Here is a 15517-nt window from a genome sequence, read left to right on the forward strand (position 1 = left end):
AAATCATATTCCAAATATTTCTGGAAACTTAGCAATTAATTCTTTTCTGCGTTTTCTTGGAATTAATACTCTGGTTTCGTCTTGAAGTATTACATATAAATCACTGCCGTTTTTTAAGGTTCGATTGATATACGTAATATTTATAAGTTTTGATCTACTGACTCTAATGAAGTTATTTGGAAGAACACTATTTTCAAAGACCTTAAGATGATAGGAATACAATTTTTTATGCCCATTTTTAAAGGTTAAAAAAGTATAATTAGACTGGGCATCTAGATATAAAAGTGAGTTGCTGTCTATAGACTTAATAAACTTTGGTGTTATATTTATCAAATTTAATGTTTTTTAATCTTGCAATTTATATAACCAAATTTACAGTATAAATAAAAAACAAAAATAGTCGATAAAATGCATATTTAAGTCCGTAATTAAGCAACGTGTTTTTAAAACCTTAAGAGCCTATTTATTTAATACCGCTTTTATATGCATGTTTATGTTTGATCTGTTAGATTTAAATTTCTTTTTATTTATCTACCAATCAATCTATCGATTATAATATAACTTGACTCGTTATCGGGTTATTTTCTGAAGAGTTTTCGTAATTGTTTTGTTTGACTCTTCTATATTTTTCCCTAGACAATTTGCATTATCTTGACAATAAAAAATAGTCCTTTTCAAAGATGATATAAGTCCATATTTGGGACTATAATATTCTTTTTCCTGAAAATTATGTATGCCAGTTGAATCTTTTTCTACTTGAACCACATAGCCGTCCGCCCAATTTTCATTACCTACGGTATATGCTGTTTTAAAATCCAGATATTTTGCTGTATTATTTTCTAAAGACTCTATTCTTTGATTTATTTTCCAAGTGGTACTAAAACCTACAGGGAATCCAACTTTTTGAACATGAGAATTGTCTTTTTTCAAAAATACACCTTTGAGGTTTTTATATTCAAATTCGGTTTCTAAAAACACCCAAAGTCCATTTTCCACACCGCTTTTATATATGGTTTTTACAAAATACAACTCTTGATTAAATCGTACAGTATCTGTTACTACTTCTTTAATAAAGTATTGATCCTGGATTTCTTTACCCGCTGTTTGTGTCAGCTCAATAATTTTATATTCTTTTATTTGCCCAATTTTTATCTCAGGATATAGATTTGCTATAGGATTCTCTTCCATAAGGTTTTTATTACATCCAGTTATCAATAATCCTATTGCTATAAATTGACCTACTTTTATTATTAAATTCATGCTTCTTTTAATTTGTTTATAAAATCCAACCATACTTTAATGTTTAATATTCTGTGAATAACATGTGCTGCATTTTTTTTATGAAAATAAGTTTTGTTTTTGTTCATTAATAATTTAGCCACGATATAAAATCTTTTTTTATCTACAAACTCCCAAATTAAATGATTTTCCTCTATTTCACCGAGTTGTATCATATATGATTCTATTTCGTTTACGAAGTATTCATCAAAACTTGCTTTTCCTATACGTTTTCTTACCAGTTCGGGTAATACTGCTTTTAGCTCAATTCGTAAATGATTGCGTCCGCGGCCATCCCCAAACTTTTCTTGCAGGGTATATGCACAACTAGCTGCATAGACCTTAGTATCTAAGAATGGAAATAAGAAATTAACATCATACAATTTTGCTAGATTAAAAAATGTTTCATTTATATTTGAAAAAGTAGCCTTTTGTATATCTGCACGGTTCTTATTCTTTTCACTTAAAATTATATCGGGATTTCTTTTTGATTCTGAGGTTTGTATAACAGGTGTTTTTACATTTTTAAACCATCTCTTTAATATCAAATTGACACCCGAAGTAAAAATGTAAAAAAGGTTTCCGCCTGCATAAATATACTGAAAAATTATATCCTTTTTTAGTACAGAGTTAACAGGATAAACAAATGCCTGTAAGGTTAAATTAAATTTTTTTTTAACGCTATAGCTAGTCCAATTTTCAAAATTATTTTTTAATAAATCCATTTTGCTTAGTAGACTCACGAAGCTAAATATTTTATTGTATGCTCTGTTTTTTTTAAGATTTTGAATATACTCAAAACCATGACCTAATACTTGATCTCCTCCATGTCCTGAAACTAAATAATTTATTTTCTTTTCTTTTAAAGATTTTAATGTGTCTTCAAACAGTGTAATGGTATTAAATAAAAATGGGGGTGAAATCGCTATTTTACAATACTCTTCTGTTAGGTTTTTAATATTTGCATTAGTAGAATATGAGCTTATTTTTTGTTTATATTTCTTAGTGAAAGATTTCTGAAATAAGCGTTCGGAAGTTGATTTAAAGGGAGTTTTAGTTACGCAATAATGGGTATCTACATTTTTATGCTTTATACTTGCTTGTATGGCAGCTAAGCTTGTTGAATCCAGTCCACCGCTTACTTGAAAAGCAACTTTTTCTTTATCATGTGTTAAATTAATTACACTTTTACACATTTCTTTAAGTAGATTTCCTTTTTGCGTTGCACTTTTATATTGTATAAACTCAATATGTAACTTATTATAGGTTATGGTGACCACTGAGCCTGAAGGTACTTGATAGATGTCTTCAAAAAATGTAATATGGCTTTTACTAAGAAGGTCCAAATCATCATTATTTAAATACAAGCTTATTCTTTCCTTATTTATTGTAAACGATTGTTGTTCTAAAAGTGAAGAAAGGTTCTCTGATATAGCACATGAATGATTTTTTTTCCAAGAGATAAAAAGAGGGACAGAGCCAAAAATATCCCTTTTAGCCATAATTAACTTTTCTCTGTTATACACCTTGGCAGCCGAAAAACTAGAATAACCATGTTCTAAGCTTTGATCAAATAATTTGAAACTTTTGATGTCTAAATCATTAATTACGGTTGCGATATTGTCTTGGGAGTTATTGGCTACCCATGTTTTCTCTTCCTCTTCAAAATTATCAAAATAAACTTTAATCATTTTTATTAAACTTCAATATATTCAATTCATTTTTATTTTTGATCCTGCCATAGCTATTTCAAAAATACATCATTTCAAACTAATATTTCCTTTTAATTCCCAAGTAATTTCTTACCTATTTTTCTTTAGAAATATCACTATATTTTTTACAGTTATGTACCTTTTAAGCTGCTCAATCACATCAAAAAACTAGTGTTTTTTTAAATTTATATGCCATAAATACTACAACACCAAATTATAAATATGGAATTACATATAGAAGAAAATATTACACTTTTAATAGACAATGAAGACTATCCAAAAGTAGAAAATTTAAAAATCCGATTTTTAGAGGGCTACGGAAAATCTGCTTTTTGTATGTACTACTCTAGGGCTAAGAAAAGATACAATTACTTACATAACCTAATTTTAGGACCTAGAAAATCCAATGAGTCCATACATTATATGGATGGAAATCACCTCAATTGTCAAAAAAGCAATATATCGTATATTTCAAAAAGTGACTTTTCTCACTTTAATAGAAAAGTAAAAAAAAGCGACAAAGGATATAAGGGTGTGTCTTTAATAATAAGTTCCAAAATTACCCATAAAGGCAAAGTGTATAATTTAGGACAATTTAAAACGATAAAAGAAGCTGCAATTGCCTATAACAAAAAAGCAATTGAATTATATGGGCCAGATCTGGCAATTCTAAATGAAATTTAACTATGAAAACTATTTTGCTAAGAGATGGATTTGAAGCCTATGTAGATGATGAAGATTATCATGCTATTTGTACTATTGATTGGTTGTTAATGAAACATAAGAGAAATGGAGTAACTTTTTATTATGCATATAGGAACTTCCTAGATTCAAAAAATAAATCTGTCAGATACTATTTACATCATCTAATTTTGAGGAAACCGAAAAGTGATGAAGCTTTTTGGTTTAAAGATGGTAACCGTCTTAACTGTCAAAAAGAAAATTTAGAAATTATAAGCCGAAGTAAAAAAAACCATAATAACTTCCGAAAAAATATAGGTCATAATGCACCTTATAGGGGCGTGCAGATATATTACGTGGCTAAGATAAGGGTGAATTATAAACTTATTACAATAGGTTGCTTTGAAAACGAACGCGATGCTGCGAAAGCTTACAATAAAAAAGCATTGGAATTGTTTGGTAAAAATGCCTCCCTTAACAAATTATAAGAAACAAGTAGAACGATTTTTGAGATATTTTGTAGTCTCAAACTTAAATATATTCTTTTTATTTAACATAAGATAAATTATATAACAAAACTATATTCAAGTGAAATATGTAATTATGCAAAAGCATAATTATGCCTTTGTGTAAATATGCAAACATATTATTCTCTTTGTGATTAGGATTTTATTATGATCTCTCCGGCTTCATTATAATCAATTCCAATGTTATAATTCTTCTTCGCAAAATGCTTAAAATGTTTTTTTTCATCGATTCCGTTTGGATATGCCACTAGCTCGGCTATTTTTTGAATACCAAAACTATTTGGTTTCGTTATGTTATTTTCTTTAAAGTAAATACTTTTAAATTCCACATTATCCCAAAGTTTTTCCAGCAATTCTTGTTTTTTTTCAGACTCTAAATTTTTATAGGTTTCTACATGAAATTTTTTGCGGGCTTCTTCAAAAAGTCGTTTAAGCTCTTCTATCGTCCTTTGGTTTTTTAACTCCTGCTCTTTTTGCTTTTGCTGCTCCATCTTCTTTGTAGCGGCTTCTTGTTTTGCTTTTTCAAAGCCTGGATATTTTAACAAATTTTTTGCCGTAAAAAATGCCATTGACTTAGGTTTTGCTTTGCTATCTACCATACCCAGTATGCCGTCTCGTGTAGCCTGTATACCTATTTCTTCAACCAAGTTTTTTAGATGTGCTTTAGCGGCTATTTCACTTGGTTTTTGTTCTATTTCTATTTTAAGAAACAACGCATATATCCCTGCAATTTTTTCCTCTTCTTCATAAAGTGTCGTTTGATTTTTATTCATAACTGGGCCTTCAGTTTGATTTGTTTCTGAAGAAACCAAAAGTTTAATATCCTCTTTTTTTCTTATTTTAAAAATAACACCCCTTACCTTTGGTCGTTTCCCATCCAAGTTTTCGCCCAAAGTTTCATAGTATGCATTAATATCCGTTTTTTCATTTATTTCATCAATGGCAGGTTTAAGCACCTTTATTTCTAAATTACTCCAATATTTATAACCCGGAGTATTATACCCAAATTGAAATTTAAACCGCTCTAAATCCGTCTGATATTGCCCATGATTTACCCAAGATTTTAAAAAAGGATAAAGCTTAATAGCTTGAGCATTTTGCAGACGAAAAACATTCGACTTTAAAAAACTAAAATTTCCATCTATTTTAATTTCTAAAATTCGTTTCGCTATATCACTATCTATAAACATCTCCACTTTGCCCGTTTTGGGATTGTGAATAGATTTCGTAACTATTGCCGTTGTTATAATGTCATCTCCCTCCTTCCATCTTAAAAGATTTGATTGCATAATCTCTACACTCTCTATAAAATGCTTATAGTTTTTTTTATTTGCACCTATACTCTGTAAAAAATCTTTGATTGAAATATCAAAAACAATCGATTGATTTCGCTTTATATTAAGCAAATGCTCCGGTGTAAGTCTAGAAGCAATCTCATAAAATATTTTGGGTGTGTACACATCATTTATGGTCATCTCTTTTCCTTTCCCTATTAAGCGTATGAATTTGGGGCTCGCTAACGGATTGTTCAAAATAATATAATCTTCATTATTCTGAATCTCAACTATCTGTTTTTTGCTCATTTGATGAGTTTTACTATATTATTTTCCAGTTATAACCACTAAAGTAGCAGATTTTAATCAACTTTATAAATAAAGTTGATTAAAATATTTGTGCTAATTTAAAACTATACCGTAATCTGGTTGACAAAATAAAATCTATGCTTTTAGTAAATCGTTTCATATACCGTATTTGAGTTGAGTAATTTTTAAAATATAACCACTTTTTTAATAGTTATGTACAAAAATGAAGTAAACATACCCTTTATTAGGAACCCAGAAGACTTAAATGTGACCAATATAATATAAAATAGTCCTTCGAATGTACCTAAATAGACCGTAATCTAGTTGAGTAATCATAATTAAACCGTAATCCGGTTGAGTAATCACCGTAATCTAGTTGAGTAATCACCGTAATCTGGTTGAGTAATCACCGTAATCTGGTTGAGTAATCACCGTAATCTGGTTGGGTAATCACCGTAATCTGGTTGAGTAATCACCGTAATCTGGTTGAGTAATCACCGTAATCTGGTTGAGTAATCACCGTAATCTGGTTGAGTATATATGTCACAAGTAATTAATTATTAAGCACTTATGAAGGGTCTAAAAAACTATACAAAACTTATAAAAAAGTAAATACAAAACCTATTACAAAACTTATAAAAAAGTAAATTACAAAACTTATAAAAAAAACACACTAAAAAAGAAATTTTTGTGTGTGTAAAGTTTTAAATTTCCCTACGGGGTTCTTTCCTTAAAACTTTTCCTTAACCCCCTACCCCCTTATGGTTTTTCTTTGATGGTTTTCATTTTGCCAATTTCGGCAAATAAATCGATTAATCTGGTTGGCTAATTTTTTGCATTTTTTATAAAGGAAACATTGGCCAAAACAAGACGCAGATAAGACACTGAAATTTAGAAAACAAGAGCAATAAGCTAACCCTTTTCAGTTCGCAAGCTAGGTGTTTTTCATTTACATCCTTTGCCCCTTGGGCGAACAATTTTATGCCGCAATATTCACTTACCTATTTGGTTTATCTAAACGTCGATTCTAGCCCTAAAATGGAATGCACTTTTCAGCACCCCAAATCACAGTTTAGAAAATGCACGAATAAGTCCAAATTTTCTTTGGATTGTTAATTTGTAGTTCCGTGCTTTGTATTTCACAGAACTTTTTACAGGATGAAAAATTCAAATAAAACCGAGAGTATTATTTTTAGAGCCACCGCAGAGCTCAAACAACAATTAGTAGAAAAGGCAGATTCTAAAAGCGAGTCACTTTCTAATTACATTGTTTCATTATTGGAACAGCATGTCTTCAGGAGTAATCTTCCTGAGCCTGCTCCTACCCCACCCACTTTAAATCCCGTTTATTTGTCAGAGCCAGTAAATACAGACACTGTTTCGTTAAATAAGCCGATTAATTTAAAGCATTTGATTATTGGTTTAGGAGCATTTCTCATCATTTTGGCCATTTATTTAAGAGCCATTATGCCTGCTTCCTTAAATTTGTACCGCAAATAGGCTTACCTATGGTAAATGGAAGGTTCGGATTGTTCTAGTGTTTTTCAACATCTATACAGGCATTCCGAATCTTCTTTATTTTCTTCAAAATTGCTTTGATTTTCTATTAACGGCGTCCGACTAAAGTATGCCTTATAAACAATTCGACCCTGAATTATTATTCACGATACTTTTTTGTTTTGAGTATAAATGACCCCTAATTTACTTTGTGTCAGCTGCCGCTTAGGCCTTCATTTTTCCGGAAGGCCGGACCCTTCAAAAAAACGGATCGGAGTGGCGTACCACCAAAAAAAACAGCACGGCGGCGGCCTTCCGTCCAGCAAACTCACGCATTCAAAATTCTTTTAAACAGTAGTTTATATTTGGAACGTTTTCGAAAAAGAATTTCGATTGTCGGGGTGCCGAACCAGTTCAAACAGTTCTGGCTGTTATAATGAACAAATTTTTTTCATTTTTATTACTATACCAGTAATTTTCTATCAAAAAACTCCTTTTTTTCTAAGTGAAAAACCATGTATGCAGTTTTGTTATACAAAATGTAATACATCGGGTATTACCAACCGGTTTGCAGGACCAAAAAAAGCGGTTTGCAGGTTTGTAATTGGTTTGCGATCGGTTTGCATGTTGGTTTGCGTACCGGTTTGCGGGGGTGTTTGCAGGGTGGTTTGCGGTGGTTTGTGGCCTCAAACCAGCGTTTGAGGCCGGTTTGCGGTTTGCGTGCCTTAACATATACCCCCAAACGCAAACCGAAACTCACAAAATGTATTACAAAACGCTTGGTTTTACTCAAAACTCCATAAATCGGAGCCCAAATTCAGGTTGATTTTAGATTAAAACTTGCACATACACCATGCCCCAACTTGCGTGCTGTCCTTGTGCCTACTTTTTGTGGTACCTCCCTCCTATCTTTTGGCCTTTTTGTCTATTATTGCCATGCTCACATAACCGTATTGATTCAAATTTTGATATATTTGGCATCTAAGCACAAAAAACAGGAATAGCCCTTCAATTTTATAATTAGAATTCATGTCGCAGGATCAAAAAAAACAACTCGAACAGCAACTTTGGAACATAGCCAATACGCTCAGAGGCAAAATGGACGCAGACGAGTTTAGAGATTACATATTAGGCTTTATTTTTTATAAATATCTCTCCGAAAAAATGGAGCTATCGGCCAACAAAATCTTAGATGAGTCGGGCGAAAGTATCCGATATACCCAAATCAAAGAAAATACCGAAGAAGGATTGCAGTACCTAAACGCCATCAAAGAAGAAACCATAGAGTCTTTGGGCTTTTTCTTGAAACCAACGGAGCTTTTCTCTCAAATAGCGGCTCGTGGCGGGCAAATTTCAGACGAAAACGAGGACGAAGAAGCAACCGAAGACAGTTTTATACTGGGCGACTTGGCCGCTGTGTTACAAAACATAGAGCAAAGCACCGCCGGAACAGATTCAGAAGACGATTTCAATAAACTTTTTGAAGATTTAGACCTGACCTCTACCAAACTGGGCCGTACCGAAAAAGACAAAAACAAGTTGATCTCAAAAGTGCTCGGGCATTTAAACAAAATAGACTTTGAACTAGAAAAAATAGACTCAGACATATTGGGCGATGCTTACGAATATCTCATTGGGCAGTTTGCGTCTGGTGCTGGCAAAAAAGCCGGAGAGTTTTACACCCCTCAGGAGGTTTCTAAGGTGTTATCAAAGATAGTAACTACCGGCAAAACCAAACTACGCTCGGTATATGACCCCACATGTGGCTCGGGCTCGCTGCTTTTGCGAGTGGCCAAAGAGGTAAAAGACGTCGCATATTTTTATGGGCAGGAGCTAAACCGCACCACCTATAACCTGGCCCGCATGAACATGATCATGCATGACGTGCATTATTCAAAATTTGACATCAAACAAGAAGATACCCTGGAGCGACCGCAGCATATAGACGAGCGTTTTGAGGCCATCGTGGCTAATCCGCCTTTTTCTACTCAGTGGTCGGCCAATACGTTGTTTTTAACTGACGACCGTTTTAGTCAATACGGCAAATTGGCTCCGGGCTCCAAGGCAGACTTTGCGTTTATTCAGCACATGATCTATCAGCTGCATGATAACGGCACCATGGCCGTAGTGATGCCTCACGGAGTGCTGTTTCGGGGAGGAGCCGAGGGGCACATTCGTCAGTTTTTGATAGAAGACTGCAACTACCTCGATGCCGTCATTGGCCTTCCTGCCAGTATTTTTTACGGTACCAGTATTCCAACCTGTATTTTAGTGTTTAAAAAATGCCGCGAAAACCCAGATGATATCTTGTTTATAGATGCCAGTCAGCATTTTGAAAAAATAAAAACGCAAAACGTATTAAACGCCGAGCATATTGACAAAATAGTGGACACCTACCGCCACCGAATGGCGGAAGAAAAATACAGCTATGTGGCTCCGCTAAGCGAGGTAAAGGAAAACGACTATAACCTCAATATACCGCGATATGTAGACACCTTTGAGGCCGAAGAAGCCATAGATTTAGCAGAAATAGCTCAAAAACTTAAAGCGGTAGACGCCTCAATGGCCGAAATAGATCAAACTATTGCCGGTTTTTGTGAAGAATTGGGCATAGATACGCCTTTTTGAGTAATGAGTCAGAAATGTGAAAAACCTAGGATTGAACGAACGTTTTTGAAATGAGTAACAGCGAAATTATAATATACGATTCAGCCGATGAGGTAACCAACATAGAACCCCGGCTAGGAAACAAGGCCGTTTGGCTTACACAGGCACAAAGGCCCGAACTTTTTGGTAAGGGGCGTACTACCATAACGGACAATTTTAATGCGAGCATTGACAGCGTAACTAAAAACCTAAATCCAAAGAAAAGACCATGACCAAACAAACGCGTGTACCGAAATTACGTTTTCCGGAGTTTTCGGAGAACTGGGAAGTTAAAAAGTTGGGAGATATAATTGTAAACCTTGAATCAGGTGTAAGTGTCAATTCGACTGATGAGTTAATTAGTAACTATGGAGAGTTTGGTATTTTAAAAACAAGTTGTGTTTCTGAAGGCATATTTCAACCAGAGCAACATAAAAAGATTTTAAAGAATGATCTTAGAAGAGCAAAAGTTAATCCTCAGAGAGATACGATTTTAATTAGCAGGATGAATACTCCACAACTAGTTGGTCAAATTGGATATGTATTTAAAGATTACCCATTTCTTTTTGTTCCAGATAGATTATGGATGGCACGATTAAAAAGTGACTTTAATGTTAAGCTTGTGAGTTTTATTTTGTCTTCTAAAAAACAAATGAGCAAAGTTTCTAATATTGCAACAGGTACAAGTGGTAGTATGAAAAATATTTCTCAACCTAATTATCTTGCGTTAGAAATTTCTCTCCCTCCCCTACCCGAGCAAAACAAAATTGCCAATTTCCTAACGGCCATAGATGAAAAAATACAAAGACTGAAAGAGAAAAAATGTCTTTTGGAAGAATACAAAAAAGGCCTGATGCAACAGATTTTCTCTCAAAAATTACGTTTCAAACAGGACGACGGCTCTGATTTTCCGGATTGGGAGAAGAAGACTTTAGGGGAGGTTTTATTAGAACATAAAACTAGAAATATTAGAAATGAAATTATTGAAGTATTTTCTGTTTCTAAGGCTATGGGTGTTATTAATCAGATTGAGCATTTAGGGCGATCATATGCATCTGATAATATTACTAATTACAAAGTTGTTTTTCCCTATGACTTAATTTATACTAAAAGCCCTACAAGTGATTTTCCCTTTGGGATAATAAAACAAAATAAGCTAAATCGAATTGGAATAGTATCGGTATTATACGGAGTTTTTTCTCCAAAAAGTAAATATATTGGATTAATGCTTGATTATTATTTCTCAATTTGGCAGCATACGTACAACTATTTAAATCCTCTCGTACAAAAAGGGGCTAAAAATACTATGAATATTGGAAATAAAGACTTTTTGTCTGGATCAGAGATTTATTTTCCTTCGACTTTAAATGAACTAAAAAAAATAACTAGTTTCTTAACATCAATAGATGAAAAAATAGGAAAGGTAAGTCGACAAATAGGCGAAGCTGAAACGTATAAAAAAGGCTTGCTTCAGCAAATGTTTGTATGATAAATTTAAAAGACACATTCCTTGAGTCGCAATATTGGATGATGAGCATTCAGGCAGCGTTTCAACGATCAGGTATTTACACAAATGTTTCAGATAAAACCAAAGAAGTTTTTCGTAGTCAATTACATATATCTGTAAAACAGATTGCGGAACAATACAAAACGGAAATCTCAGAAGAACAGCATATACTTAATATTCTGAAACTTCAAAATGCTTCTAAAAATTTAGATTTGTTGAAAAATGGAATACTCAATTTTGGAATATGTCAAAAATTACTGAATTTGTATTTGAAATATCTTTGGTGTGCTGGTTGGATACCCACTCCACCACATTTTCCGATAGATAGACTCATTCAAGAAAGACTAGATTTTAAACAAAACGAAGTTGTTTCATGGACAAAGGATATTCTTACGAGTAAAGATTACATGAAAATTATCGATAATTCTAAGGTTATTTTGGCTAAAACGGACATTAAAAACTTAGCTGAATTAGAATTAGAAATTTATACACACAACAACTTAAAAGAACTCATGAAACTGAAACGCCATGTCACAACCCGAAGTTGAGTTAGAAAATAAACTTATAGATGCCCTCACTAAGCAGGGGTATCAGTATGTCAGTATTTGCCAAGAGGCTGACCTAACGGCCAATCTGAAAACCCAGCTAGAAAAACACAACAAAGTAAGCCTAAGCCAAAAGGAGTTTGGGCAGGTGCTGATACACCTCAACAAGGGCAATGTGTGGGATCGAGCCAAAATACTCCGCGACAAAATGCAGCTCACCAAAGAAGACGGCAGCAGCATATACTTGGAGTTTATTAACCAAGAGTTTTGGTGCCAAAACCAATACCAGGTTTCAAACCAAATAAACATGGAGGGCACCTACAAAAACCGGTATGACGTAACCATCCTCATAAATGGCATTCCGCTGGTGCAAATAGAACTAAAGCGAAGAGGCTTGGAGCTCAAAGAGGCCTTTAACCAAACCCGCAGGTATCAGCAGCACTCTTACGGTGCCAGCTTGGGTTTGTTTCAATACATTCAGATTTTCGTAATATCAAATGGTGTAAACACCAAATACTACAGCAATAACGCCAAGTTACGTTTTAAGCAGACTTTTTACTGGACAGACAAACAAAACAAGCTCATCACCGACTTGTTTGCTTTTACGGAGGCGTTTTTGGAGCCTTGTCATTTGTCGAAAATGATAACCCGCTACATCGTGCTGGCAGAAGCCGAGCGTATACTGATGGTGTTGCGTCCGTACCAATATTACGCTGTAGAGGCCATCATAGAACGCGTCAAAAATTCTCCAACAGTGGGCCATGCCAAAAATGGCTACATCTGGCACACTACGGGTTCGGGCAAAACGCTGACCTCGTTTAAGGCCAGTCAGATATTGACCACCATACCGAGTATAGACAAAGTGGTTTTTGTGGTAGACCGCAAAGACCTGGACTATCAAACCCAGAAAGAATTTAATAGTTTTTCGGATGGAAGTGTAGACGGCACTGACAACACCCAAAACCTGGTGAGGCAGTTTACGGATGACACCAAGCTGATAGTAACCACAATTCAGAAGCTCAATACGGCCATTTCGATGAGCAGGCATTTGCAAAAAATGGAAAAGATGAAAGACAAAAAGATCGTCTTCATTTTTGACGAATGTCACCGTACGCAGTTTGGCGAAACTCATGGCCGTATCAAAGGTTTTTTTAACAACCACCAGATGTTCGGCTTCACGGGAACGCCTATTTTTGAGCAAAACTCAGTTTCGCTCAATGGCCGCAAGCGAACCACCAAAGAGCTTTTTGACGAGTGTTTGCATCGCTACGTAATCACCGATGCCATCAAAGACGATAACGTGCTTAAGTTTTCGGTAGAATATGTGGGCAAATACCGTCAAAAGGAGAGCCACAATGAGCTAGATATAGAAGTTGGGGGTATTGACACCCATGAACTGCTGGACTCCCCTATTCGGCTCCAAAAGATATCCGAATACATTTTGGGCCATCACGACCAAAAAACACATAACCGTGCCTTTACGGCCATGTTTTGTGTGAGTTCGGTTAAGACTTTGATTCAGTATTACGATATTTTTGCGGCATTGAAGGCCGAAGGCCGCCATAATCTAAAAATAGCGACAGTGTTTAGTTATGCTGCCAACGAAGACATCGCAGAGCCAGACGGCCAAATAGACCTAGATGAGCTAGACAATGTGGACTTTGACAGAGTGGCAGACCCAAAGGCGGTTTACAAAAAAGCCGATACGTTTAGCAGAGACAAATTGGAGCTGTATATCCAAGACTACAATAAGATGTTTGGCAGCAAACACAGCACCAAAGACAGCCAATCGTTTTATAACTATTACAACGAGATATCTAAACGCGTAAAAAACCGAGAAATAGATATTTTGCTGGTTGTCAATATGTTTTTGACGGGCTTTGATAGCAAAACGCTCAATACGCTTTATGTAGACAAGAACCTGAAATTTCATGGGCTCATTCAGGCGTTTTCGCGAACCAACCGAATTTTGGATGATAAGAAGTCACACGGCAACATCGTGTGTTTCCGTAACCTCAAAGAAGCCACAGACGCGGCCATCGCCTTGTTTTCTAATCCGAACGCAAAAGAAGATATCATATTAAAACCGTATCCGGATTATATAGCCCGATTTAACGAAAAATATGCCGAACTGTTAGAAATAGCCCCTACCGTAAACAGTGTAAACGAGTTAAGGTCTGAAGACGACAAATTGGCTTTTGTGCAAACCTTCAGAGAATTGATTCGCCTCAAAAACGTGATTAACACCTTTGCTGACTTTGAAGCCGAAGACCTGGATATGCCTGACCAAGACTTTGACGACTACATCAGCAAGTATTTGGATATCAGAGACAGCACCAAAAACAATATAGAAAACCAAAAGGTATCGATCCTTAACGATGTGGATTTTGAGTTGGAGCTAATTCACCGCGACGAGGTAAATGTGGCTTATATTCTCATGCTATTGGGTAAACTGCAAAGTGGTACGGTAGAAGAACTAGAAAAGAAAAAGAGAGAGATAAAAGAATTGCTTGAGGGCCAAGTGAAACTGCGTAGCAAGCGATTGCTGATAGAGAAATTCATTTTAGAAAACCTCCCAACCATAGAAGATCCAAACGAAGTAGAATCTCGTTTTGAAGAGTTTTGGACATTCGAACGCTCAAAAGCCCTGGAGGTATTGGCAGAAGAAGAACACTTGGATTTGCCTTTGCTCAATGAGGCCATCGTAACTTTTATGTTTGCCAAACGCATGCCCATCCTTGATGAAATCAGAGATATGCTGCTTGTTAAACCAAAACTGCCGGAGAGGTCAAAGGTATTTGCTCGTATCAAAGATAAAATCAATGACTTTATCGAGACGTTTATTGAGGGGGTTTAATTTGAGGTTGTTTTATTTAATATTTTCATAGTGTTTGAAAAACTTGACTTTCCAAATTTATTCACAGATGTTATTTTATAATATACTATTTCGTTTGAGCTAATTATGTCCTTATGATAATATTTCTTTTTTTTATTTTTGTAGTATTTTGTTATAGTTTTAAATCTGACGTTATCTGTACATTTTTGAACCAAAAAATAATCTGAATCAGAGTTAGATTTCCAACTTAAGATATATGCATCTTTTGTTGTGTTATATTTTACTTTAAGTTTTATTTCTTCCTTAGAGTTTAGAATTATTTGGTTATTTTGATTAGTATTTTTTGGAGGTATTTGCTTTGGAGTTGTTACTGGTAAAAATATTCCTATTTTGAGATTAAAAATTATTATAAAAAAATTGGTCACTTCTTTGTTTCTATTGTTTTAATTTTCGAAATATAATGGGGTAATTGGTACCCCATTTATCTTTTTATTTATTAGCTATTCAAAACCCTTTTGGTATTTCAATTGTGGCAAGTTTATTTATCCTGATCTTTACATCATCTCTCGTTCTAATTATTTGTACATATTATTCTTTTTTTAGTAGATTATTTACTACTTTTAGTATTTTCCATTTATATATGCGGATATTTTTATCTGATTTTGTACAAGATTTATTAATAACAGCGTTCGACTAAAGTATACG

At 34.4% G+C, this 15517-nt stretch carries 13 protein-coding genes; 8 read left to right on the plus strand and 5 right to left on the minus strand.

Features of this window, described 5'->3' with window-relative positions; all coding sequences use genetic code 11:
• Positions 1–3: 3 nt before the first annotated feature.
• From ACFOOI_RS21675 to ACFOOI_RS21685, 3 genes are all read right to left on the minus strand, one after another.
• Positions 4–333, minus strand: a complete 330-nt coding sequence (locus tag ACFOOI_RS21675; RefSeq protein WP_379840276.1) for a LytTR family DNA-binding domain-containing protein — start codon at positions 331–333, stop codon at positions 4–6.
• A gap of 237 nt (positions 334–570) precedes the next feature.
• Entirely contained in the window at positions 571–1260 is a 690-nt protein-coding gene (locus ACFOOI_RS21680) for a hypothetical protein (protein ID WP_379840277.1), read from the minus strand.
• Positions 1257–2969, minus strand: coding sequence for an asparagine synthase-related protein (locus tag ACFOOI_RS21685; RefSeq protein WP_379840278.1), 1713 nt, complete (start codon positions 2967–2969; stop codon positions 1257–1259). The genes ACFOOI_RS21680 and ACFOOI_RS21685 overlap by 4 nt, the downstream gene beginning before the upstream one ends.
• Before the next feature lie 243 nt (positions 2970–3212).
• Between ACFOOI_RS21685 and ACFOOI_RS21690 the strand changes: the two genes are divergently transcribed.
• Both ACFOOI_RS21690 and ACFOOI_RS21695 read left to right on the plus strand, forming a co-directional pair.
• Complete coding sequence (locus tag ACFOOI_RS21690; protein WP_379840279.1) at positions 3213–3674, plus strand: hypothetical protein; 462 nt, start codon at positions 3213–3215, stop codon at positions 3672–3674.
• 2 nt (positions 3675–3676) lie between these two features.
• Positions 3677–4159 (plus strand): hypothetical protein, encoded by a 483-nt coding sequence (locus tag ACFOOI_RS21695; protein ID WP_379840280.1) that lies wholly within the window; start codon positions 3677–3679, stop codon positions 4157–4159.
• A 173-nt stretch (positions 4160–4332) separates the two neighbouring features.
• Here the strand turns inward: ACFOOI_RS21695 and ACFOOI_RS21700 are convergent, their stop codons facing one another.
• Entirely contained in the window at positions 4333–5781 is a 1449-nt protein-coding gene (locus ACFOOI_RS21700; RefSeq protein ID WP_379840281.1) for a hypothetical protein, read from the minus strand.
• Between the two features lie 1158 nt (positions 5782–6939).
• On the opposite strand from ACFOOI_RS21700, the gene ACFOOI_RS21705 reads away from it, so the two are divergent.
• The 6 genes from ACFOOI_RS21705 (at position 6940) to ACFOOI_RS21730 (ending at position 14833) form a co-directional block, all read left to right on the plus strand.
• A complete protein-coding gene (locus ACFOOI_RS21705; protein WP_379840282.1) occupies positions 6940–7281 on the plus strand; it encodes a hypothetical protein in 342 nt (113 codons plus the stop codon).
• Positions 7282–8307: 1026 nt separating this feature from the next.
• A complete protein-coding gene (locus ACFOOI_RS21710) occupies positions 8308–9906 on the plus strand; it encodes a type I restriction-modification system subunit M (RefSeq protein ID WP_379840283.1) in 1599 nt (532 codons plus the stop codon).
• Between the two features lie 50 nt (positions 9907–9956).
• Entirely contained in the window at positions 9957–10157 is a 201-nt protein-coding gene (locus ACFOOI_RS21715) for a hypothetical protein (RefSeq protein WP_379840284.1), read from the plus strand.
• Positions 10154–11413: a restriction endonuclease subunit S gene (locus tag ACFOOI_RS21720; protein WP_379840285.1), complete on the plus strand. Its 1260-nt coding sequence runs from the start codon at positions 10154–10156 to the stop codon at positions 11411–11413. The genes ACFOOI_RS21715 and ACFOOI_RS21720 overlap by 4 nt, the downstream gene beginning before the upstream one ends.
• Entirely contained in the window at positions 11410–11979 is a 570-nt protein-coding gene (locus ACFOOI_RS21725) for a hypothetical protein (RefSeq protein ID WP_379840286.1), read from the plus strand. The genes ACFOOI_RS21720 and ACFOOI_RS21725 overlap by 4 nt, the downstream gene beginning before the upstream one ends.
• Positions 11960–14833, plus strand: coding sequence for a type I restriction endonuclease subunit R (locus ACFOOI_RS21730; RefSeq protein ID WP_379840287.1), 2874 nt, complete (start codon positions 11960–11962; stop codon positions 14831–14833). The genes ACFOOI_RS21725 and ACFOOI_RS21730 overlap by 20 nt, the downstream gene beginning before the upstream one ends.
• Here ACFOOI_RS21730 and ACFOOI_RS21735 read toward each other — a convergent pair.
• A complete protein-coding gene (locus ACFOOI_RS21735) occupies positions 14830–15237 on the minus strand; it encodes a hypothetical protein (protein WP_379840288.1) in 408 nt (135 codons plus the stop codon). The two genes, ACFOOI_RS21730 and ACFOOI_RS21735, sit on opposite strands and share 4 nt — an antisense overlap.
• Positions 15238–15517 lie beyond the last annotated feature (280 nt).

Source organism: Lacihabitans lacunae, assembly GCF_042649125.1.
GTDB classification, from domain to species: domain Bacteria; phylum Bacteroidota; class Bacteroidia; order Cytophagales; family Spirosomataceae; genus Leadbetterella; species Leadbetterella lacunae.